This window comes from Dyadobacter tibetensis Y620-1 (assembly GCF_000566685.1).
GTDB classification, from domain to species: Bacteria; Bacteroidota; Bacteroidia; order Cytophagales; family Spirosomataceae; genus Dyadobacter; species Dyadobacter tibetensis.
Map to the genome: position 1 here is coordinate 531,322 of NZ_AZQN01000003.1, position 21,840 is coordinate 553,161.

The following is a 21,840-nucleotide window of genomic DNA, read 5'->3' on the forward strand; positions in this document are numbered from 1 at the left end:
ATCGTTGAATCGAGAAACTTATGTTGACCAAGAGAATTATCCCCTGTCTGGACGTAAAAGATGGACGCACGGTGAAAGGGGTGAACTTTGTGAATCTGCGGGATGCCGGAGATGCTGTTGCCCTGGGGGCTATGTATGCCGAGCATGGAGCCGATGAGCTGGTGTATCTGGACATTACAGCTACCGTTGATGGTCGATCTACTTTTATAGACCTGGTAAGAAAGGTAGCGCATACAATCAATATTCCTTTTACAGTTGGAGGGGGTATTTCTACCAAAGAAGATGTTTCGGCATTATTACATGCTGGAGCCGACAAGGTTTCGATCAACTCCGCTGCTGTTCGCAATCCAGGCCTGATCGATGAGCTGGCCAGAGAGTTCGGGAGTCAATGCATTGTTGTGGCAATAGATACCCGTTTTATAGAAACTCCGCTCGGCAGAGAGCATATCGTCCACACCCATGGCGGTCGCCAAGCTACAGAGCTGCGCACCATTGCCTGGGCAAAAGAGGTAGAGCAACGGGGGGCGGGTGAGCTCCTGCTTACTTCCATGGATACCGATGGTACCAAGGATGGTTTTGCCCTCGAGCTGACTTCCATCGTGTCGTCTGCGGCTAATATTCCCGTGATTGCATCTGGCGGCGCAGGGAATATGGATCATTTTTATGATGTATTTACCAACGGGAAAGCCGATGCTGGTCTGGCTGCCAGTATATTTCATTTTAATGAAATGACTATCCCCGATCTCAAACAGTATCTTACCGATAAGGGTTTGCCTATGCGCCTCACCCATTAGTGCTGGATCGATTTTTTTTAATAAATACCTTTATATTACCCCATGCAATACCCGGGAATGGAAAATATAACCGGACTGGGGACTAAAAATTAAAAATGGAAAACTTAAATGAAATGAGCGGAAGCGAACGGACGGTTACTTTCGATAAATCGCCTGATGGCCTGGCGCCTGTGATTATCCAAGACGTGCATACCGATAAAGTTCTGATGTTAGGCTTTATGAATGAAGAAGCCCTTGCCCAAACGAAGGCTGAGGGGAAAGTAACCTTCTTTAGCAGAAGCAAACAACGCCTGTGGACTAAGGGAGAGACCTCTGGGAACTTCCTGATAGTCAAAGAAATCTTGGTAGATTGTGATTGCGATACGCTTTTGATCAAAGCATCTCCAATAGGGCCGACCTGTCATACCGGAGCAGACACCTGTTTCAATGAAGTGGTTGAAAAGGATTCCAAACGCGGAGAAGCTGCTTTCCTTAACTATTTGCAGAAGGAAGTTATACGTGATAGAAAATTGAATCCGAATGAAAAATCCTATACGACAAGCTTATTCAACCTGGGAATCAATAAGATCGCTCAGAAAGTAGGAGAGGAAGCCGTTGAAGTAGTGATAGAAGCTAAGGATGCCAATGATGATCTTTTCAAAGGAGAAGTGTCCGATCTGCTTTTTCACCTCCTGGTGCTTTTAGAACAAAAAAACATTGACTTAGACGACGTAATTAGCGTACTTCGTAGTAGACACGCTTAATACCCAATAAATATATGTCCTTAATTATACGTCTCCTTATTAGCACACTGGCCGTACTGGTTGCTTCTAATCTGGTTCCAGGGGTGCATGTAGACGGCACCATTACGGCCGTTATCGTGGCGCTAGTCCTCGCATTCTTAAATACGTTTATTAGACCTGTCGTCCAAATTTTGGCGCTACCCTTAACCATCCTTACGCTGGGACTATTTTACTTCGTGGTGAACGTCCTTATGATCCTGTTAGCCGCTTATCTGGTGGACGGTTTTAGCATCGACGGATTTATAGCGGCATTATTTTTTGGTATAATTATGACGGTCGTATCCACAGTATTGGGTATGTTTTTAGATTAGAAACAATCTGTTACCACAAGGTAAAAGCTTAATCAACCCATTTTGCATCAACAAAATCCATACACTATATGATGAATCAACTCGACGAAATAAAAGATACCATTCTCCGATATTTGGAAACGCGCCTCGACTTATTTAAGATTGAGACCCGTGGACGGATCGAGCAGGCCATTGTAATGGTTATTTATGGTATATTGCTTTATAGTATTTTCCTGGTAGCCCTGGTATTGGGCTTAATCTTATTGGGTAATTATCTCAATGAAGTATTGGATAGCCCTTATTGGGGATATGTTATCCTGTTAGGCGCCGCACTGCTTAAACTGGCAATATGGATCGGATTTAGAAAATGGACCCTGGGGGTGCTTAGTAATCTGATAGCCACCATTATGTCCAAGAAGGAAGAATAATTTATACAGCCAGGGATATTTACTCGAGCCTAATTGTTAATTTTGGCCCAAGATGCTGAAAATGCCCTGTTCATCCATAAACCAGTTTAGAGATGAGTACATCAACAGATTTGACATCAAAAATATCGGCGAAGCCATTTTCGTCGGATACTGAAGCCCAGAAACAGGAACTAGAAATGGAGGTAGGCCTTTTTAAAGATAGGCTTGACCAACAGTTGGAAGGGCTTAAAGAAGAGGCTTCGGAAGTAGGAAAGAAAGCCCTGATTGTTGGGGGTATCGTTGTCGGTACATATCTGGTCATGAATGCCCTTTTACCTAAGGAAAAAGAGGAAAAGTCGGAATCCGAAAATAATAAAGACGAAGTATATTTTGTTGAAACGGAAGAAATTCCTGTTTCTAAATCTAAAAAGCGAGTCAAAAAAGGGACGCAGGACGTTTTGAAAGCTGCTCAAGGAATAGCCTGGACCCTGGCGGTAGGCTGGGCCCGCAAACAACTCTTGAATTACATTGCGGCTGACCCAAGTGCGAATGAAAAAAATGAACAATAATATCAGGGAACAGTTGCTTTCCAAACGGAAGGAGGGCCGGCGCTCATTTGCTGTGCTTCTCGATCCAGATAAAATTAACTTCGATCTGTTTCCGGATTTTCTAGAAATGGCCGTAAAGCATGGGGTGGATTATTTCTTTGTAGGCGGTAGCCTAATCACAGAATATTCCATAGATAAGCTTATTAAAGCCATTCATGTTCATACGCCCGTGCCTGCAATCCTATTCCCGGGAAGCAGTTTGCATATAGAGCCGTCGGCCGATGGTATATTACTGCTTTCCCTGATCTCGGGACGTAACCCAGAGCTTCTGATAGGACAGCATGTGGTTGCCGCTCCTCTGATTCAGAAGAGTGGTCTGGAGGTACTACCCACTGGTTACATGCTCATAGAGAGCGGCAGGCTAACCACGGTTTCATACATTAGTAATACCACACCCATACCCCGAGATAAGCCGGCTATAGCCGCTTGCACGGCCATGGCTGGAGCGCTTTTAGGCCTGAGTAATATCTTCTTAGATGCCGGGAGTGGGGCCATGCATCCGGTGCCTGCCCCAGTAATTGCGGCTGTACGCAATGCGGTGACTACTCCTCTGATCGTTGGGGGTGGAATAAACTCTTATGAGAAAGCATATGCCGCTCTCGAAGCGGGAGCCGACGTGATCGTTGTAGGGAATGCTATTGAAGAGAATCCGAATTTATTGCCTGAAATTGCAGCGGCTGTCCAGGCATTTAATGGAAGTCTCCAGGGAGTGTAATGGGTTTTTAGGCTGTAAAATTGTATTTTTCGAAGGAGGTTAATTATTTTCTAAGGAAATTTTAAGTTCTTAGAAAAATACAATCCCAAAATTTATGAATTGTCATTTCTTTCGTGTTACCTTTGTATCGAACCTTAATTACACCCAAGAAATGAAAAAATTCTTTGCTTTTGCTTTTGTTGCCGGGATGGTAGCATTTGCTTCATGTACTAGCAAACCTGCTGAAGAAGCAGCTGATTCTACTGCAGTTTCTGTTGAGTCTGTAGAAGTTGACACTATGGCAGTTGATACTACCATGGCGGCTGATACTGCTGTTATTGCTGAGTAATCAGTAAACTCAGGTTTCGAAAAATTTGAAAGCCCTATCCAATAGGGCTTTCTTTTTGTTATATAGTATGACTAAACTTCCAAACCGCTTTGGAGAGTGGGTTCCCGAGGCCGCTGCTGATTATTGTTTTAAATTGTTTGTGGCTCAGCCTGTTCTACTGGCAGTTACCAAGCCCCGTGATAGTAAACTGGGTGATTTTACGGCGAAATCGAACGGAGAACTTCGGGTAAGTGTAAATGGTAACCTTAATCCATTTGCCTTCTTAATTACCTATCTACATGAAATGGCGCATCTGCAGGTTCATTTGGAAAGAAAGGCTTTGAGAGGACCTCGAGTGGCTCCCCATGGACAGGTCTGGAAATCAACCTTCCGGAAGCTTCTTGCTCCTGTGGCCAATTCAGAGATTTTTCCTGCAGATATTTTAGAAGCCTTGCTGGATTATATGCGGGATCCGAAAGCGAGAACCTCGGCCCATATACCCCTTTATACTACCCTGAAACGCTACGACCCCCCATCGGAAGGCTATAAGAATAAAATTGCCCTTTTAGACCTCAGGGAAGGGAGTTCTTTCGTTTTTCGTAATAGAACCTACGTGCGGCAAACAGCACGACGGACCAGAGTGCTTTGCTTAGACAAGCTGACGGAAAAACTCTATACCATACCTGCACATGTATTTGTGGAACCTGAAAATTATTAGATTCACCTTTATGCCTTTACTCCTGGCCATTTCAGGAATTTTGGTGAATGGCAGAGTATGGGCTCAAGATAATTTTCCTCTGGCTGCCGGCCCTTGGGCACGTCTGGGAATAACGAATTCGGGAATTTATAAAATTGATCAGGACTTCATAAAAAAGATTGGCTGGAACGCCAGTCAAGTTGACCCTCGTACCCTGAAAATATATGGTAATGGAGGGCAGGTACTCCCTCAGTCCAATGCCATCGAGAGACCAGGGAGGCCCTTGGAGATTCCTGCCTGGTTGGATGGGGGGGAGGATGGGCACTGGAATGCTTCCGTTGCCCTATATTTCTATGGAGAAAGTCCACATACCGTTCGTTATAATAACGGAGAGAATGTACTGGAGCACCAGAAAAATCCTTACTGCGATACCACCTTCTACTTTATTACCTTTGGTGCTGAGCCCGGTTTGAGGATCCCGGCTGTCCCCAGTACCTCGGATATGTATCAGGAGCAACGAGAATATTACGTGGATTATTGGTTTCAGGAAACCGAGCGATATAACCTACTGCAATCGGGACGCGACTGGTGGGGCGAATATCTAGGCGGTTCTTCGCTGGCGCTAACCGCAGAGATGCCCGACTTAATGCCCGCTTCCTCTTTGCGCATCGATATTTCTGCTATTGCCTCTGCTCAGGTAGCTACCGCGCTCAAAGTTGCTCTGAATGGTCAGCCCCTGGGGGAGGCTGTTTTCGGAACAGTGGCAGGAGCTACCTATACCGCCAGAGCGGCACCCTATCGGGGATCATTTGACTACAGATTAGCAGCCAGCCCCGTCTCCAGCCTGAAGTTTACCCTTGAATACGATCGTAAAGGGCAGCTTTCGGCTCAGTCCTTTTTAGATTTCATAAGTATCCAGGCCAGACGCAAACTGGTGGCTTACCCACGGCAGCAATTCTATCACTTTCTTCCGGCAAAGTCTGATATCATGCAGACTTTTTTTTCACAAGCTTCCTCCAGCTGGCAGCTTTGGAATATCACCCTTCCCTCACAACCCCGTGTTCAGCAGCTGGAGTGGACTCCGTCAGGAGCAGGCTTTGTGCAGGCTGGCCATAGCCAGTACCAGCAGTTCATAGGTTTTAATAAGGATAAAGTACCACCTCCTGTCAGTGGACAGCAGATTGCTAATCAGAATTTGAAGATTGCTGACCATGTTGAACTTATTATCGTGACCGCTCCTCCATTCTGGAAGGAAGCCCAACGCCTGGCCCAGCATAGGAAGCAGGTCGACGGACTGGAAAGCCAGGTGGTGACCACCACGCAAATTTTCAATCAGTATGCTTCCGGCAAAGTAGATCCTACCGCCATCCGTGACTTTCTTCGTGATATTTATCAAGCTGGGAATCTGAAATATTTACTACTCTTTGGCGATGCCACATACGATTATAAGAATAATCTCAATAATCAGACCCCCTTTCAACGTGGCTCTTGGGTGCCTACTTATGAGAGCCGGGAGTCAATATTGCCCATTTATACCTATGCTTCTGATGACTATTTCGGTTTTCTGGATAGGGATGAGGGAGACTGGGGGGAAACAGTAGCCGGAGATCATCTTCTGGATATTGGTATCGGGCGTCTGCCTGTGCGCAATCAAGAAGAGGCCGAGCAGGTTGTAGATAAATTAATTAATTACCAGGGTTCAAACTCTAAAGGCCCTTGGCGCAGCCGGATTACTTTTGTGGCAGACGACGGGGACGGGGAAATTCACCAGTCGCATGCCAGTCAACTGGCTAACCTTATTGATGCGGATTTTCTAACGCAGAAAATATTTATTGACGAATATCCGCAGCCAAACGCAGCCTCCGGGCAGCATGCTCCACAAGCTTCTAAGCTCATTCAGTCGACTATTGACCGGGGAGCCCTGATCCTTAATTACACGGGTCATGGGGGAGTTAATGGCTGGGCTCAGGAACAAATCCTCAGCCTTCCCGATATGATTTACGCCAGAGGGTATAATAATCTCCCCGTTTTGGTAACAGCCACCTGCGATTTTGGGCGTTATGACGATATGGCACAGGTTTCAGGAGCCGAACTGATGGTATTAAGCCCTAGGGGAGCCGCTATTGCTGCGCTCAGTACCACACGCCCGGTATATGCCAGTACAAATTTTACACTCAACAAAGCACTTTATAACACCCTTGCCAAGACTTCTGGCCAGTTAAGACTGGGTGACTTGGTTCGCCAGACAAAGAATAATGCACTGGTAGGGAGTTTGAACCGCAATTTCACCCTATTAGGTGATCCTTCCATGCTACTAATCGACAGGAACAGACTTGTTCAGTGGCATACGGTTCCAGATACCCTCCGTCCCGGTGAAACCGTGTGCCTGTCGGGTCAGGTTACCTGGGGGGAGACCGGAACGATTGATAAGGATTTTAATGGAAAAGTATATCTGACATTGTTCGATAAATTTAGAAATTTTACTACTCTTGGTGACGAAGGTGAAAAAATGGAGTATCAAGATAATAGAGATAAACTATATGAAGGTACCGTTAGCGTCCGGGGTGGCCTTTTCGAACTGGTATTTATAGTCCCTATGGATGCACGTACTGATGTTGGGTGGGGCCGTATGAGCGCGTATGCTTTATCGGAAGGAGGAGAGGAAGAAGCTCAGGGGCAATGCCCCGTACTCATTGGGGGGCAGGTGATCGAAGAGGCTGATACTCCGACCGAATTGGCAGCCTATATGAACGATCCTTCGTTTCGAGATGGCGACCTTGTAGATCCTAGTTCCGTGATGGTGGTTCGTATTAGGGATAAAGAGGGTATTAACCTGGTGGGGAGCCCCTACGGCCGTGGGCTGACCTTAACGCTTAATGACACGCTGGAGATAGATTTGAGTGATTTTTATAGAGCCGAGCTGGATGATTTTACAGCCGGGAGTATTGTATATCCCTTTAAGGACTTGCCTCAGGGGACCTATACGGCTACGGTAAAAGTTTACGATAGTTATAATAACTCATCAAAAATAACGTTCGGTTTTGAGGTAGGAGCCATTAAAGGCGTCGCCATCACCGACTTGGTGATATTCCCCAATCCATTCCAGAATGACTGGTCATTCGATTTGGAACATAACAGGGTCGACGAAGATATAGCGTTGGAATTGAAAGTGCTGACTATTTCAGGTAAAGTAATTGGGGAGGAAAAATGGATCTATTATAACGCACCGGCAAAATTGAAGGAAAGAGTAACAGCCCAAGCCCTAACAAACGGATTGCACATCAATCAATTGTATATATACATGCTATCTATCAAATCACTAAAGGATTATACGGTGGCAAGAAGCTCAGGGAGAATCATGCGCTCACCCTAAGAATCAATAAAACGAATTTTTTTTTAATAATAACTATCTTTCATCGTATTTTTGACCCTTTAAAAGAAGCTGATCTAACGCACTTCCTTTCTCAAATCCAATTTATATGAGACCAAATTTTGTTAAGTTTACCTTATTATTTTTATTAACTTCAGGGGCTACACTGGTTAAGGCACAAGACACGCTGCGGGTGCCTCACTCTCCTTTGCAGTTTTTGACCTTCGCTCCCGACGCCAGAGGGGCCGCTATGGGCGAAGCCGGGGTGGCTTCCAGTGCTGATGCCAATGCGACCTATTATAACGCTGCCAAATTGCCTTATAATGAAAAGGATTTTGGAGTATCGGCATCCTACACCCCTTGGCTGCGTAACCTGGTAGATGATATGTGGTTGGGATATCTATCGGCATACAAAAAGTTTGATAAAGGTCAGGCCGTGGCCCTTTCAGTAAACTATTTCAGCAATGGTGAGCTCGATCTTAGGGATGCCTTTGGTACTCAGATGGGAACTTATACTTCTAAAGAGTTCGCTATTAGTGGAACTTATTCCCGTCAGCTTGGGAAAAACTTCTCGATGGGTCTGACCATGAAATGGATTAATTCGGACTTAACCGGTACCGCTCTAATTAATGGAGCTTCGGTGAAGCCTGCCCGGACTTTTGCTGGAGATATCAGCGCTTATTATAAGAAGCAGTTCAAAAATGTTGATACCGGCAGCGAGCTAACCTATTCGTTGGGGGCGGTGGTTTCCAATCTGGGAGGAAAGGTAAATTATGGCTCTGGCTCAGGAACCGAGAACTTTCTGCCTACCAACTTGAGAGTAGGGGGAGGATTATCGTTTACAGCCGATGGGCGTAACAAATTTAACTTTGTCTTAGACGGGGTTAAGCTCATGGTACCGACTCCTAATGGAACGAATATCAACGATAAGGGAGCCCTGGCAGGTGCTTTTGGCTCTTTCGGTGATGCTCCAGACGGATTCAAGGAGGAGCTTCAGGAAGTGGCGATCATGGGAGGTGCAGAATACTGGTATAACGATATATTCGCCCTTCGTGCAGGTTATTTCGGCGAACATAAGAATAAAGGAGATCGCAAATTCTTCACTGCGGGAGCTGGTATCCGTTTCCAGGATCGTTATGCCATCGACTTCGCCTATCTATTCCCTGTAAAACAGAATAGTCCTTTGGCACAGACCTTACGGATTTCTCTAGGTTTATACTTGAATAAGGCGGAGAAACTGGATATCATGGATTCTGACATTTAATATTTTACCATACGTTTTTTAAGATTTTGCGAATGGTACCGACTACGGTGCCATTCGCTTTTTTACACCATTCTGATATGCAACTCGACCGTACCCTTACACCCGATTTTCAAGTAATTACAGATATTGTATTGCCCCCAAGCGAATCCGCGGTATTGGCCAATGGGATGAACATGCTCGTTCTCAATATAGGAGAGCAGCCGGTTGTTCGTTTAGAATGTATTTTCAATGCGGGAACTTGGTACGAAGCGGAACCTAATGCGGCCTACTTTGCAGTGAAAATGCTGGCGGAAGGTACTAAGAATCGTAAATCTGTGGAGATAAGTGAGGCCTTTGAACGAATTGGGGCATTTACCGAATTAACTGCAGGTGCCGATCGCGTGGGCATTGTTGTCTATTGTCTGACGCGCTTCATTCCTGAAGTGCTCGATATAATTACCGACCTGCTGCAAAATGCGGATTATCCGCAAAATGAGTTGGAAGAACTAAAAAATATTACAATTCAAAACCTTCGGGTCAATCTGGAGAAAACAGCCTATTTAGCGAGCACTACCCTGAAACGTGCCTTGTTTGGGAAGGAGCATCCCTATGGGAAAATACAGCTGGAAAGTGAAATTAAGGAGCTTACGAGTGCGCATATTCTGGCACATTATGAAGCTTTTATACAAAATAGAGCCTGTACGGTCGTGTTAGCGGGCCAAGTGTCGGAGGAGACCGTGGAGCTGGTAGCCCAACGGCTTGGAGAGTTACCGGTACTCCCTGCTCCCGTTGTGCGAATAACCACTCCCCAGGTTGAATATGCGGGTCAGCAACTCATGGTGGAGAAAGTGGATAGTGTGCAGTCCTCCATACGAATGGGACGTGTTCTATTTAACCGCACCCATCCCGATTATTTCCCAATGTTGGTGACCAATGAAATATTTGGCGGGTACTTCGGATCCCGATTAATGAAGAATATTCGGGAAGAAAAAGGCCTTACTTATGGTATTTCCTCGCATATGCTCAATATGTCCCAGGCGGGATATCTGATGATCGGCACAGACGTAAAAAAGGAGTTTACGCAACAGACGATTGATGAGATCAAAAAGGAAATGTTGAAACTTCAGACAGAACTGGTAGGTGTCGACGAGCTTCAAACGGTCAAAAACTTTATGGCAGGTGAGTTGGCCGGTTCCTTGAACACGGCCTTTGAAATAGCCGATAAGCGCAAAACTATCTTGCTCGAAGGGCTTACAGAAGATTTTTTCGAACAATATATTCATAGTATCCATGCTACTACTGCAGAGCAAGTGATGCAAATGGCAAAGACCTATCTCAACCCCGCAGAAATGGTAGAAGTAGTTGTAGGAGGAAAGTAACTAGTTATTCCCTTGCATCGGCTAGTTACAGCCGATGCAAGGCCGATTACCGGTTAAGTGCCTCTTTATAGGTCTTTAAGCAGCGTTCCCTGGCAAATTTATGGTCCACAATGGGCGAAGGATAGGAAAGACTATTGAGTTCCGGAACCCATTTTTTGATATATTCCCCTTTTGCATCGAATTTTTGAGCCTGTGCTGCTGGATTGAAAATACGGAAGTAAGGTGCCGCATCCGTACCGGAGCCAGCCGCCCATTGCCACCCACCGTTATTGGCAGCAAAATCATAGTCCAGTAATTTCTCCGCGAAGTAAGCCTCCCCCCAGCGCCAGTCGATTAGCAAATGTTTTACTAAAAAACTTGCAGTGACCATCCTGACCCGGTTGTGCATATAACCCGTTGTATTAAGTTCGTGCATGCCCGCATCAACCAAGGGGTAGCCTGTGCGGCCTTCACACCATAACTGAAATTCTTCCTCGTTATTTCTCCACCCAATCAGGTCATAGGCAGAGCGAAAGGCCTTTCCTTCGCCCACATGGGGAAAGTTAGCCAATATCTGCTGGTAAAAATCCCGCCAGATGAGCTCATTGAGATAGGTGAAGCTCGTTTCTTTGGCTTTTCTTGCAAGCGAACGGATACTTATCGTTCCAAAACGGAGGTGTATGCCTATTTGACTGGTGCCTTGAAGCGCAGGATAGTTCCGTTGCTCCTCGTAGCTTGCCATCAGGTCTGGAGATACCTTCTTTTGAGGAAAGGCGCTGTTAGTATGGGTAAAATCCATTTGAGCCAGCGTTGGAAAAGGCAAATCTGATGCCTTACATAATCTGTCCAGCCGTTCTTCGCTGGGATAGGACTTCAGATAAAAATCGGTACAACGTGCTCTCCATGCATTGCTATAAGGGGTAAATACGGTGTAAGGAGTGCCCTGGCCCGATAAGATCTCTCTTTTTTCAAAAATTACATGATCCTTAAAAGTGTAAAATGGAATGCTGCTCTGGCTCATAATGGCGGCAATCTGGTCGTCGCGCTCTATGGCATAGCGTTCATAGTCCCGATTGGTATAAACGGCCCTGACATCATATTCTTCTAATATTTGCAGCCAAACGGCATCGGGTGTTCCATAACGGACGAGAAGGTCCGAACCTTTTTGCTGTAGGGTTTTCTTTAAATCAATTAGCTGATCATATATAAATGTGATTCGCTGATCGTGACGGTTGGTAAGTTTGTCGAGTATATTACGGTCAAATATAAAAAGAGGTAATACAGGAAGGCCAGAGTTTAGTGCATGGTAAAGGCCAGCATTATCGGCAAGGCGTAGGTCACGCCGGTGCCAGAAAATAGCCACTTTGGGTTTCTTGTCGTTCTTCATGATGGTGTCAGTTGAGTCAGGTGGAGAGGCTATTACTGTCAGATTTTTAATGTTTCTGTCGCACTCCTCCCAGTCCCTGCGGACTTTACTTTTAATAGTTCAATTGCGAATTTACTGTAAATACTTCTAGCTATCCGCACTCGGACCATGCGAATATCAGTCTTTTCATACAAGCCAACATCCGCAAACAGGAAGTAGTTTCGAATGAATAAAATCATCCTTAAGGGTGTATCCACCATTGCTCACAGAGACTGGTACATTACATTTCCTAAGGTGGAGTACACGATCTGTAATAGTTGGAATATAGAAGCATATGGTAAGTGTTAAAAATGACATTAACCGCTACAATTATCTGACCAGTGATAACCATTTTTTTCTACCGATCCTGACTTTCATCCAGTAAATTAATGGTAGAACCCTTTTATTTATGCTTAATTTGCATACCCAAAACAGTACTAATAAATTGGAATCTAACCTTAACTGACATGAAAGTATTAATGAGTCTGTCATTTCTTCTGGTTTCTGTCCTATCTTTTGGACAGAAGAAAGCCGATAAAGAGGAGTGGAAGCAAATGTTTAATGGAAAAAACCTGGATGGCTGGGATATAAAGATCCGTGGTAATGACCTGAATGATAATTTTGGAAATACCTTTCGTGTGGAAGATGGTAAAATGGTTGTTCGCTATGACCAATATGATGATTTCGCCAGAAAATACGGACATATTTTTTATAAGGAAGAATTCTCCTACTATCGCATTGCAGTAGAATACCGGTTTGTGGGCGAGCAGGCTCCTAATGGAGAAGGCTGGGCATGGCGAAACAGTGGCATAATGGTACACGGACAACCCGCCAGCAGCATGGGGAAAGACCAGGATTTTCCGGCCTCTATAGAAGTGCAACTACTTGGAGGAAACGATAAGGTTCGTACCACCTGCAACCTTTGTACGCCGGGTACCAATGTAGTTAAGGATGGAAAGTTGCTGACGCAACACTGTGTAAATTCTACATCAAAAACCTATAATGGCGATCAATGGGTGCGCGCAGAAGTGCTCGTTTTAGGGGACTCTCTGATCCAGCATTTTGCGAATGGCGAAATGGTGCTCTCTTATGAGAACCCCCAGCTTGGGGGCGGAAATGTAAGCGGGCATGACCCTTCCTTATTTACCAGCGGTAAGCTACTCGATCATGGAACCATTTCTTTGCAAAGTGAAAGCCATCCCGTGGAGTTTCGCAAAGTGGAGATTCTGGATCTAAAAGGATGCATGGATCCTAAAGCGACCAACTATAAGAGCTATTATGTAAAAGCGGATAACAGCCTGTGCAATTATAAAAGGAAAAAATAGTTAATTGCCGAGGATATTTTTTTGAATTCATTAAGCTGCTGGCATCCTTTCGTTTAGGAGCCAGCAGCTTTCGTTTTACCCCTTATTTGTCAAACCAAAGAGGTGTATCAAGCGCTATGAAATCGGGGACATTATTACTGTTTTCGGCTCTTTCGGAACTGGGGTATGCCACCCTGCGAATATAGGTAGGCAAGGCCGCATTGATCGGCAATACGAATCCGCTATATTGGTAATCGAATCGTCGGGCATCGTTCCACGCCTCTGGATTAAGGTAAGTGATGACATATTTTTCTTGAAAAATATGTTTCAGTGTAAGTCCATTGGCTCCTACAGCGACGACTGGACTGGCCAGATAGGTTTCTGCCTGGGCAGAGGGGACCTGCAATTTAGCCATATTGGCCTTTATTGCAGCTAGGTAGGCGGCATAGGATCGTTCTTTCTGGTTGCTTCTAAAGGCCGCTTCCGCTTCTATCATTTTTAATTCGGCATAGGTACCTATGATCAATGGCGATTCATCTCCGGAAAGTGGAGAGTTTAAGGAAATATAGGATTCATCTTTGACGGTATTATTACCTCCTACATTTCCCTGGCCGTTGACCGTGCCTTTATAATCACCGTTAACGGTCTTGTCCGTTATTTTTTCGATTCTGGGATCGTATACTCCGCCCAGTTTTCCAAGGAGCTGGTCTACCAGCTGCCGCGAAAGCCATCCGTTGAGTACCAGATTGGCATTGTCACGGGCTACCTGAGCCCAGGGGTTGCGTAAAAGAAAGCTACTCATTTGAGCATCATCGGCATTTGAAGAATAGGATTTTTCTGTTGCCGCCAAAACGGCGGCGGCATCGTAACTACTATGTTTGCTAACCTTATTAAGCAGTCGAGCCTTTAACAGATATGCCGTCTTGATCCATGCCGCCCTGTCTCCCTTATGAATGAGGTCGTCCTGGGCACTGAGTTTGATTTTAGAATCCTCCCGGTTAAGTTCTGTAATGCCCGCATCGATCAGGGTAAGTGAAGTTTCATATAAGCTAGCTTCCGAGTCGTAGGCAGGCACCAGCGGGTCTCCAGTAAATGCCTTGCTGAAGGGAGCACTGCCAAAGCTGTCGGCTATCAGACTAATGTGATAGGACAGGAGAACATTCGCCACGCCTACATATTCAGATGCCCCTTCTGCTATGGCCCTATTTTTCAGGTCGGTAAGGTCGGCCATGGCATAGTAGATCGCGTCCCAGGTACTGGTATAGTCCGTTTCCTGATAGGTGTCCGTGGAACCTCCCGCTCCTGGACTGGCTAAGTATTGCACGAAATAAGAAGTGATATTCCCCATTCTCTGCATATTTAGCGCTGTCTTTTGGGTGGTTGTAGAGAGCAACGATCTCAGGGGCGGGTTGGATACCAAATTGGGGTTCTCATTTAGATCAAAATAACTGTCGCAGCTTGCCAAGCCAAATATTAGCATCAGAGACAGGAGAAACTTGAGGTGTTTGGGTGTATTTTTCATAATATTATTTTTCAAGGTGGAAACAAGCGACAGGTCAGAAGCCAACGCTTAACGAGAACAGAAAACTGCGTACGGCGGGGTAGGTGAAGCCGCTAAATCCGTCCACATTGCTACCGCTTGAATTGGAGCTTGTTTCTGGGTCATATCCGGAGTATTTAGTCCCTAACCATAGATTATTACCAGTTACACTCAACTGAACATTCTTCAGGAGCCCCTCTTTTAGAATGGATTTAGGCAGGCTATAGGCCAGGCGGAGAGAGCGAAGGCGTATCCAGGAGGCGTCTTCTACGAAATTTTCCGAAATTCCTCGGTGCACATTCCGGTAGTAGCCGTTGCCGTAATCTACCCCATCGGGACCTTTACCCTGGCCAAGGTAAACCGCTTTAGTATTGGGTGTTCCATCAGCCAATACCCCTTCAAAAACCTTGGTTTCATTTCTGTTTTCGGTATATTTAGCTATTCCAAAGGCCGAGAAAAAGTTTCCTAACTGGTTGTACCTGTCCTGGCCTACCCGCGCATCCATCAAGACGGAAAGACTAAGATCCTTATATCGGAAGGTATTGTTAAATCCACCAATCCATTTGGGTAAGGAGTTTCCAATTAATTTCTGTGTCGTGTTCCGAACTGGAAATCCGTTGGCTCCGATTACCATGGGCAGGGAGGTGTCGATATAGGTAGGGTCCTCGTCAGCACTATTGGCATAGTATCGTTTATGGCTGGTACCGTACATATTTCCATAGGCCTCGCCAGGAATCAATCTCATTGTAACCGTCGAACCGGAATATCCGTATTGCGAGGCATAGGTGATTTCGGTAAGGCCCTCACGAATACTGAGCACCCTGTTGCGGTTCGCTGCGAAGTTAAGGCTGGCGTCCCAGGAAAAATTTCCCGATTGTATGGGGCTGCCTTTTAGAATTAGCTCGATGCCTCGGTTGCGCATGGTTCCCGAATTTATGGCGGCTTTCTCGTAACCGGTAGAAGAGGAGACGGCCACATTGATAATCTGATCTTTACTCAGTGATTGGTAAAAAGTAAGGTCAAGTCCCAACCGATTGCCGAAAAAACCGAGTTCAATGCCCCCTTCATAGGTTTCCGTAAATTCAGGGCGCAGGCTCGGATCTCCTAGCAAGGACCCTCTTGTAAACCCGGTTATTCCCGAGGGTAAACTCGTGTATGAAGCGAAGCCAGTGGTCGTAGAATAAGGAAGAGCATCTTTCCCTATTTTGGCATACGAGGCCCTGAACTTACCCATACTTATAAAGGCAGGCATTTGCATATGCTGAGAAAATACATAGCCTAAACTAGCCGATGGATAGAAAAATGAATTATTGGGTTTACGTAAAGATGAGGTTATATCGTTCCGGCCGGTTAAAGTCAGATACAAATAGTTTTTGAAATCCAGAGTAAGTTCACCGAATATCCCCATTAACCGGTAATCCTCAGCACTTTGGATAGGTACGATGGTTTTGGCATTGCGCAGATCGAAGTAGTTATAGACCGTAAGATCCTGACCTTCCGCTCCAAAGCTTCGGGATTTTCGGTCGTATAGATCGTGCCCTACCCGGAGGGTACTTTTTAAGTCTTTTCCCAGGTTGGTACTGGCACTGGCCGTGAAGGTTGAGGTGATCGAGCGGAAGCTGGTATTGTATTGGTTGACAAAACCGAGACCATTATCTTCATATATTCGTTCATCGGCAAACCCTCTTGGCCCCGGTGCAGTTCGCAAACGATTTTCGTCATAGGTATCCATTCCTACCCGATAATTCAACGATAGCCAATCTATTGGGGTGTAGGTGAAATTCATGCCGGCTATCAACCGATTGACGTTGTCCTTAAGTTTATTGGTGGAAGCTCCGTAAATGGGGTTATTATTACCATAGGTATTCATGGTGCCATCTTCTTTTACGTAGTCCCGGACGTCATAGCGGGGTGACCAGTAACTTAAACTTTCACTGAATCGATCGGCATTATAGCGGTCACCTCCCGAATTTATAAAATTCAGATTGGTGCTGGTGCTGAACTTCTTGCTGAATTGTACTTGTGCATTCAATCGTACAGAATATTTGTCGTAATCGGTAAATGGTATGACGCCTTCGTGATGGAGCTGAGAGAATGAACTTAGAAAGGTTACCTTGTCGGTACCACCCGAAAAGGAAAGGTTATTCTGATATTGCTTCCCCGTTTTATAGGCATCTTTAAAATGATTGAATAGCTTTTCCGGGTGAGTAGGATCAATTTTCCGGGCTTCCTCCACCGTGGGACCCCAGGAAGGGAAAAAATCCTGAGGATTATAAACGCCCGCATAGCCGATGGTATATTTGTCCTGGACCTCCGGGAAATGGTTTACTCGCTCGGTACCAAAGGTGCTAGAGAAATTGGCTCGTAAGGAACCCGATTTTCCCGATTTGGTGGTAATGACTACCACCCCGTTGGCTCCTCGCAGACCGTAAAGCGCGGTTGCTGCTCCCCCCTTGAGGATGTTAATGGTTTCTACATCGTCGGGATTGATGTCGGCAGCCCTGTTGGACATACCTCTCAGATCGGCACTTTGCCCTACCGTCGAGGTACTATTATCCATCAAAATCCCGTCGATAACAAATAAGGGCTGATTATCCCGGTTAACATCGATGGAATTGATACCCCTGATCAGGATTTTGGCTCCCTGCCCGGGTGCCCCTCCTGTGCTAGTTATCGTTACGCCTGCTACCTTGCCCTGTAAGGCGTTGACAATATTGGTCTGGCGGTTTTGAATGAGCTCTTCACTATTAACGGTTTGAGATGCGTAACCTAAGGCTTTTTTCTCCCGGCTTATTCCCAGGGCAGTTACCACGACCTCATCTAGCGATTTTGTGTCTTCTTCCAGGGCTACATCTATAACCACACGGTTTCCGATTTTCTCTTCTCGGGTATTAAACCCTATTGAGCTGTAAACAAGAATAGCGCTTTTGTCTGGTACCGTAATCTGATAATGACCACCCTCGTCGGTAAGAGTTCCCTGAGTGGTGCCCTTCAGGGTAATGCTTACTCCTGGTAGAGCCCCTCCGTCTTTTGCCATGCTGACCTTACCGCTAATACTTAACCGGTCGGTTTGGGCGAAGGTCAGGTTCGCCAAACCGATCAGAAAGCCGGTAAGTAATGGAAGTATAGTTTTTTTCATCTGTAAAATATTTATGCTTGATATGAGAAATCAGTTAAAATATTTAACAATTTCAATATTGTTCTTAACAAATACAAATCTGTACCGATTATTTGCGTTCCAGTTACATACTTTTCTGAGGCCTAGGATGTCCCGGTCGTTGATTTATGACGTAATCGCCTTCCGAATGTCCGCACGGTACCCTAAAAATGTCATAATCAAAAATCTGCCCAGCTTAAGGCTTATGGAAATCAAGCCAAGTGATACTTTATAAAAGTTGTAGGTATGATTTGTAGAAGTATTCAATATCAGGCTAATATTTTCGCATCAGTATGCTGTATTGTTTATAATAATTAGTCAAAAATTTATAGTAAAAGTATTAATATGCTGGTAATATTCAGTACAGAAAATTTAGCATAAGGATAAAAACGAATCGAAAGATTTGACTTAATTTCGTCTCTATATTTTTACTAAAAAACAAACTATGAGGCATTTTTTATCTGTTTTACTTCGGGACACTTTCCCCGTATTACTATTCCTAATTGGATTCTCCTGTCCTGGCTTTTCACAAACTCAGCCTTTACCTCAGGTACTTCCATTCATTTTTAACGGCCAGAGTGCCAATACACCTCCTACCGGAATGGCCATTCATCGTTTTGGCACTACTTCAGGAGCTATCCCTACCTCACGGACTTTGGCCGAGGGGAACGACGATCTACCTTATAATGCAGGTTCCACTTCTGGCGGCTGGTTAAATGCAGGTACCAATGGAGTAGATGGAATCGGTCTGTTGGCTTCGGGAAGCAATGCTGCAGGAGCTATAGTGATAGGAATCAACACCACGGGTAAGCAGGACATCACTGTTAGCTGGTTATGTCGGACTGTAACCAATGCTTCAAGTAGAGACAATAGTGTAGCCCTGCAGTATCGTGTGGGTAATAGTGGAAACTTTATCAATGTAGGAACTTCATCGGTTTATACTTCCGCAGGGAAATCAGTTGGAGATGCATCTGGCGTTTTTTCCGAAGTTCTGCCTAGCTCCGCCAACGATAAGGCAGAGGTTCAGGTGCGGTGGATTTACTGGGAATCTTCGGAAGGGTTGACCGGTAGCCGTGATCGAATCGCAGTAGATGAGATTAGTATCAATGGTCAGTCAACGGGTCCGGATATTACGGGGCCCGAAATAGCTACGCTTACGCCTGCTGCTAATGCAACCAACGTATCCATCACCACAGATCTGAAGGTAGTCTTCTCCGAACCGATTAATAAAGGAGGAAATGGCAACATTACCTTATATAAGCCCTCCAATTCATCCTCGCAGGTAATCCCCATTAACGATGCTTCCGTGGTTCTCTCGGGCAGTCAGTTGACCATCTCGGGAGTTACTCTCGACTACGCGGAAACCTATTATGTCCTCATTGATGAAGGGGCTGTTGAAGATATGGCAGGTAATTACTTTGCTGGTGTACAGGACGACACGACATGGAGGTTTACAACCATAAATGATCCAGGTATACCTACCTTAATTAGTTCTATTCAAGGGCAGGGCTCTCAGGCCACTGGCGGGACTTTCACCATCGAAGGGATCGTAACGGGTGTATTTGCGGATTGGAGTCCTGCCGGATTCTATGTTCAGGAGGAAGATACGGACAGCGATAACGATCCACTGACTTCAGAGGCTATTTTCGTGGTTGAAGCGAGTCCTTCCGTGGGGGTGGGACAGAAGGTAAAGGTTGCGGGTGATGTGTCCGAATCAAGTGCTGCGCCTTCTTACGAGCAGGCCGTATTGCAGCCAACCTCTATTTCCATTCTGGCCAGTAATCAACCCTTGCCCACTCCTGTTTCCTTTTCGCTTCCCGCGTTATCCAGTACCTATCTGGAGCGATTCGAAGGCATGCTGGTGACCTACCCGGGAACCCTTACCGTCAGTGATAATTATGAATTGGGAAGCTATGGTAGTATCAAGCTTTCGGAGGGTGGACTGGTCTATCAGCCCACTCAGATATTGGATCCCAATGATGCAACAGCTAGTGGTACTAGCAGCTCCGGGACTTCCAACCTTGCAGCAATTAATCAGCTAAAAGAGGATAATGCTCTAAGAACAATCGTACTCGACGATGGCCGTGCTATTGCACCCATTTCACTACCCTATGTGAACGCAGACCATACACTCCGGGTGGGTAGTACTGTGAGTGGAATTACAGCAATTATGGGATATGGCTATCAAGCCTATCGCCTACAACCCTTGCCAGCAGGACATACCTATGCTACAGCAACGAATTTTTCCTATGCGCCAAGGCCAGGTTCCGTGCCTTCTGTAGGTTCCGCCACGGTTAAAGTTGCAAGCTTCAATGTACTCAATTATTTCAATGGGGACGGTCTTGGTGGGGGATTTCCTACGGCTCGAGGCGCCTCTACCCTGGTAGAGTTCGAACGGCAAAGGGCAAAAATTATTAGTGCACTAAGTGAGATAAATGCCGATGTTGTTGGATTATTAGAAATAGAAAATGATGGCAACGGTGCCAATGCTGCATTATCCGATCTGGTGAGGGGCTTAAATGACCGTATGGGGCCAGATACATATCGTTTCATTACCGAAACCGTGACGGGAACGGATCAAATTCGGTGTGCCATAATATATAAACCAACCAAGGTTCTCCCTGTTGGAAGTGCAATGGGTAGCACTAATCCTGTTTTCGATCGCCCACCTTTAGCTCAGAATTTTCAGATTGTGCTCCCGTCGGCCCGCATAGCTGCTCCAATTCAGTTCAATTATATTGTCAACCACTTTAAGTCTAAGGGTTGTGGGTCAGCTACGGGTGCCAATGCCGATCAGAATGATGGGCAGGGTTGTTATAATGGAAGGAGAAAAGACCAGGCCAATGAACTTCTGAACTTTATTTCTACCGTAAAATCATCATCAGGTAATGATTATGTCATTTCAATGGGTGATTATAATGCATATTATCAAGAAGATCCCATGGATGTTTTAAGAGCTGGGGGCCAGGTTGTTCTTGCCAATGCTACAGATTACTCCTATCTTTTTGATGGCCAACTTGGCTCTTTAGATCATGCAGTGGTAAGTTCTCAACTTAACACACTGGTGAGCGGTGTGGCCAAATGGAATATCAATTCTGTAGAGCCTGACTACCTCTCATATAAAGACGAGGTGAATAGCGGTGGTTCAGACCGGGTCAACCCCTGGTCTGCTACCTATACCTCGGATGCCTTCCGATCATCGGATCACGATGCCGTTATAGTAGGGCTAGATTTTTCTGTTGCACTCCCGGTAAGCCTCGTTTCTTTTCAGCTAAAAAATGAAACGAATCAGGTTCAGGTAATCTGGGAAACTGCTTCAGAGGTTAATAACGACTATTTTATAGTTGAAAAATCACTCGATGCGTCTCATTTTAAAGAGATCGCAAGAATAGATGGAGCAGGGGGGAGTTCTCCTAAAAATTTGTATCAATATACGGATGTGTACCCCAGTGAGGGACTTTCGTATTACCGGCTTGTGCAGGTAGACCGCGATGGTACGAAAACCATCTATCGCTTGCAGGTGATCAAAAGGGAGGGGGGATCCTTAAGCTCAGGCGTATATCCCAATCCAGTACAATCCGAATTCAACCTTTTGAACAAAGAAATAATAGGTACTTCTTCCTATGAGTATAGGCTGGTAAGTAGCGAAGGAAAGCTAATTATCAGTGGCTCAGGATTTGTTAAGGAAATTGAGACTGCCATAAACGGTCGACTTAACGGATTGGAAACTGGTGCTTACCTGATCCAACTTGTCAATGATTCTAAGGTCTTAAATTTGAAATTTGTAAAAAACTAAATCAGATTTTAATTTAGATAAAGCATCTAACCAATAAGGCCAGTCAGCATAATATTGTTGATTGGCC

16 protein-coding genes are annotated in these 21,840 nt (G+C 45.3%); 13 read left to right on the forward strand and 3 right to left on the reverse strand.

What is annotated here, in order from left to right; translation table 11 throughout:
* Positions 1-20: 20 nt before the first annotated feature.
* The 11 genes from hisF to X939_RS0109385 all read left to right on the forward strand — a co-directional run bounded on the left by hisF (position 21) and on the right by X939_RS0109385 (position 10,592).
* Complete coding sequence (hisF, locus tag X939_RS0109335) at positions 21-794, forward strand: imidazole glycerol phosphate synthase subunit HisF (RefSeq protein ID WP_025762992.1); 774 nt, start codon at positions 21-23, stop codon at positions 792-794.
* A 95-nt stretch (positions 795-889) separates the two neighbouring features.
* Positions 890-1,537, forward strand: a complete 648-nt coding sequence (gene hisIE, locus X939_RS0109340; RefSeq protein WP_229236035.1) for a bifunctional phosphoribosyl-AMP cyclohydrolase/phosphoribosyl-ATP diphosphatase HisIE — start codon at positions 890-892, stop codon at positions 1,535-1,537.
* Between the two features lie 14 nt (positions 1,538-1,551).
* Positions 1,552-1,887: a phage holin family protein gene (locus X939_RS0109345; protein WP_025762994.1), complete on the forward strand. Its 336-nt coding sequence runs from the start codon at positions 1,552-1,554 to the stop codon at positions 1,885-1,887.
* Between the two features lie 68 nt (positions 1,888-1,955).
* On the forward strand, positions 1,956-2,294 hold the full coding sequence (locus X939_RS0109350) for a phage holin family protein (protein ID WP_025762995.1): 339 nt from the start codon (positions 1,956-1,958) through the stop codon (positions 2,292-2,294).
* Positions 2,295-2,386: 92 nt separating this feature from the next.
* Positions 2,387-2,842 carry a hypothetical protein gene (locus X939_RS0109355; protein ID WP_025762996.1) on the forward strand — a complete coding sequence of 152 codons (456 nt, stop codon included), beginning with the start codon at positions 2,387-2,389 and terminating at the stop codon, positions 2,840-2,842.
* Entirely contained in the window at positions 2,832-3,596 is a 765-nt protein-coding gene (locus X939_RS0109360) for a phosphoglycerol geranylgeranyltransferase (RefSeq protein WP_374754298.1), read from the forward strand. The genes X939_RS0109355 and X939_RS0109360 overlap by 11 nt, the downstream gene beginning before the upstream one ends.
* Before the next feature lie 151 nt (positions 3,597-3,747).
* Positions 3,748-3,924, forward strand: a complete 177-nt coding sequence (locus X939_RS23775) for a PG1828 family lipoprotein (protein ID WP_198034386.1) — start codon at positions 3,748-3,750, stop codon at positions 3,922-3,924.
* Positions 3,925-3,991: 67 nt separating this feature from the next.
* Positions 3,992-4,621, forward strand: coding sequence for a SprT family zinc-dependent metalloprotease (locus X939_RS0109370; RefSeq protein WP_025762998.1), 630 nt, complete (start codon positions 3,992-3,994; stop codon positions 4,619-4,621).
* A gap of 10 nt (positions 4,622-4,631) precedes the next feature.
* Positions 4,632-7,973 carry a type IX secretion system sortase PorU gene (gene porU / locus X939_RS0109375; RefSeq protein ID WP_025762999.1) on the forward strand — a complete coding sequence of 1,114 codons (3,342 nt, stop codon included), beginning with the start codon at positions 4,632-4,634 and terminating at the stop codon, positions 7,971-7,973.
* A 106-nt stretch (positions 7,974-8,079) separates the two neighbouring features.
* Positions 8,080-9,234: a type IX secretion system outer membrane channel protein PorV gene (gene porV, locus X939_RS0109380; RefSeq protein WP_025763000.1), complete on the forward strand. Its 1,155-nt coding sequence runs from the start codon at positions 8,080-8,082 to the stop codon at positions 9,232-9,234.
* 32 nt (positions 9,235-9,266) lie between these two features.
* Positions 9,267-10,592 carry a M16 family metallopeptidase gene (locus tag X939_RS0109385; protein ID WP_229236036.1) on the forward strand — a complete coding sequence of 442 codons (1,326 nt, stop codon included), beginning with the start codon at positions 9,267-9,269 and terminating at the stop codon, positions 10,590-10,592.
* 46 nt (positions 10,593-10,638) lie between these two features.
* Here X939_RS0109385 and X939_RS0109390 read toward each other — a convergent pair whose 3' ends face one another.
* A complete protein-coding gene (locus X939_RS0109390) occupies positions 10,639-11,958 on the reverse strand; it encodes a cryptochrome/photolyase family protein (protein ID WP_025763002.1) in 1,320 nt (439 codons plus the stop codon).
* A 485-nt stretch (positions 11,959-12,443) separates the two neighbouring features.
* Between X939_RS0109390 and X939_RS0109395 the strand changes: the two genes are divergently transcribed.
* A complete protein-coding gene (locus X939_RS0109395; RefSeq protein ID WP_025763003.1) occupies positions 12,444-13,301 on the forward strand; it encodes a 3-keto-disaccharide hydrolase in 858 nt (285 codons plus the stop codon).
* An 82-nt stretch (positions 13,302-13,383) separates the two neighbouring features.
* Here the strand turns inward: X939_RS0109395 and X939_RS0109400 are convergent, their stop codons facing one another.
* Together X939_RS0109400 and X939_RS0109405 are read right to left on the reverse strand one after the other, a co-directional pair.
* Complete coding sequence (locus X939_RS0109400) at positions 13,384-14,802, reverse strand: SusD/RagB family nutrient-binding outer membrane lipoprotein (RefSeq protein ID WP_025763004.1); 1,419 nt, start codon at positions 14,800-14,802, stop codon at positions 13,384-13,386.
* 34 nt (positions 14,803-14,836) lie between these two features.
* Positions 14,837-17,959, reverse strand: a complete 3,123-nt coding sequence (locus X939_RS0109405; protein WP_025763005.1) for a SusC/RagA family TonB-linked outer membrane protein — start codon at positions 17,957-17,959, stop codon at positions 14,837-14,839.
* A gap of 463 nt (positions 17,960-18,422) precedes the next feature.
* Here X939_RS0109405 and X939_RS22975 point away from each other — a divergent pair, with 463 nt between their 5' ends.
* Positions 18,423-21,773, forward strand: a complete 3,351-nt coding sequence (locus X939_RS22975) for an ExeM/NucH family extracellular endonuclease (RefSeq protein WP_025763006.1) — start codon at positions 18,423-18,425, stop codon at positions 21,771-21,773.
* Positions 21,774-21,840 lie beyond the last annotated feature (67 nt).

What these genes read in the sequence shown, in the direction of transcription:
- hisF (WP_025762992.1), top strand. Translation starts at nt 21, where the DNA reads ATGTTGACCAAGAGAATTATCCCCTGTCTGGACGTAAAAGATGGACGC.
- hisIE (WP_229236035.1), top strand. Translation starts at nt 890, where the DNA reads ATGGAAAACTTAAATGAAATGAGCGGAAGCGAACGGACGGTTACTTTC.
- X939_RS0109345 (WP_025762994.1), top strand. Translation starts at nt 1,552, where the DNA reads ATGTCCTTAATTATACGTCTCCTTATTAGCACACTGGCCGTACTGGTT.
- X939_RS0109350 (WP_025762995.1), top strand. Translation starts at nt 1,956, where the DNA reads ATGATGAATCAACTCGACGAAATAAAAGATACCATTCTCCGATATTTG.
- X939_RS0109355 (WP_025762996.1), top strand. Translation starts at nt 2,387, where the DNA reads ATGAGTACATCAACAGATTTGACATCAAAAATATCGGCGAAGCCATTT.
- X939_RS0109360 (WP_374754298.1), top strand. Translation starts at nt 2,832, where the DNA reads ATGAACAATAATATCAGGGAACAGTTGCTTTCCAAACGGAAGGAGGGC.
- X939_RS23775 (WP_198034386.1), top strand. Translation starts at nt 3,748, where the DNA reads ATGAAAAAATTCTTTGCTTTTGCTTTTGTTGCCGGGATGGTAGCATTT.
- X939_RS0109370 (WP_025762998.1), top strand. Translation starts at nt 3,992, where the DNA reads ATGACTAAACTTCCAAACCGCTTTGGAGAGTGGGTTCCCGAGGCCGCT.
- porU (WP_025762999.1), top strand. Translation starts at nt 4,632, where the DNA reads ATGCCTTTACTCCTGGCCATTTCAGGAATTTTGGTGAATGGCAGAGTA.
- porV (WP_025763000.1), top strand. Translation starts at nt 8,080, where the DNA reads ATGAGACCAAATTTTGTTAAGTTTACCTTATTATTTTTATTAACTTCA.
- X939_RS0109385 (WP_229236036.1), top strand. Translation starts at nt 9,267, where the DNA reads ATGGTACCGACTACGGTGCCATTCGCTTTTTTACACCATTCTGATATG.
- X939_RS0109390 (WP_025763002.1), bottom strand. Translation starts at nt 11,958, where the DNA reads ATGAAGAACGACAAGAAACCCAAAGTGGCTATTTTCTGGCACCGGCGT.
- X939_RS0109395 (WP_025763003.1), top strand. Translation starts at nt 12,444, where the DNA reads ATGAAAGTATTAATGAGTCTGTCATTTCTTCTGGTTTCTGTCCTATCT.
- X939_RS0109400 (WP_025763004.1), bottom strand. Translation starts at nt 14,802, where the DNA reads ATGAAAAATACACCCAAACACCTCAAGTTTCTCCTGTCTCTGATGCTA.
- X939_RS0109405 (WP_025763005.1), bottom strand. Translation starts at nt 17,959, where the DNA reads ATGAAAAAAACTATACTTCCATTACTTACCGGCTTTCTGATCGGTTTG.
- X939_RS22975 (WP_025763006.1), top strand. Translation starts at nt 18,423, where the DNA reads ATGAGGCATTTTTTATCTGTTTTACTTCGGGACACTTTCCCCGTATTA.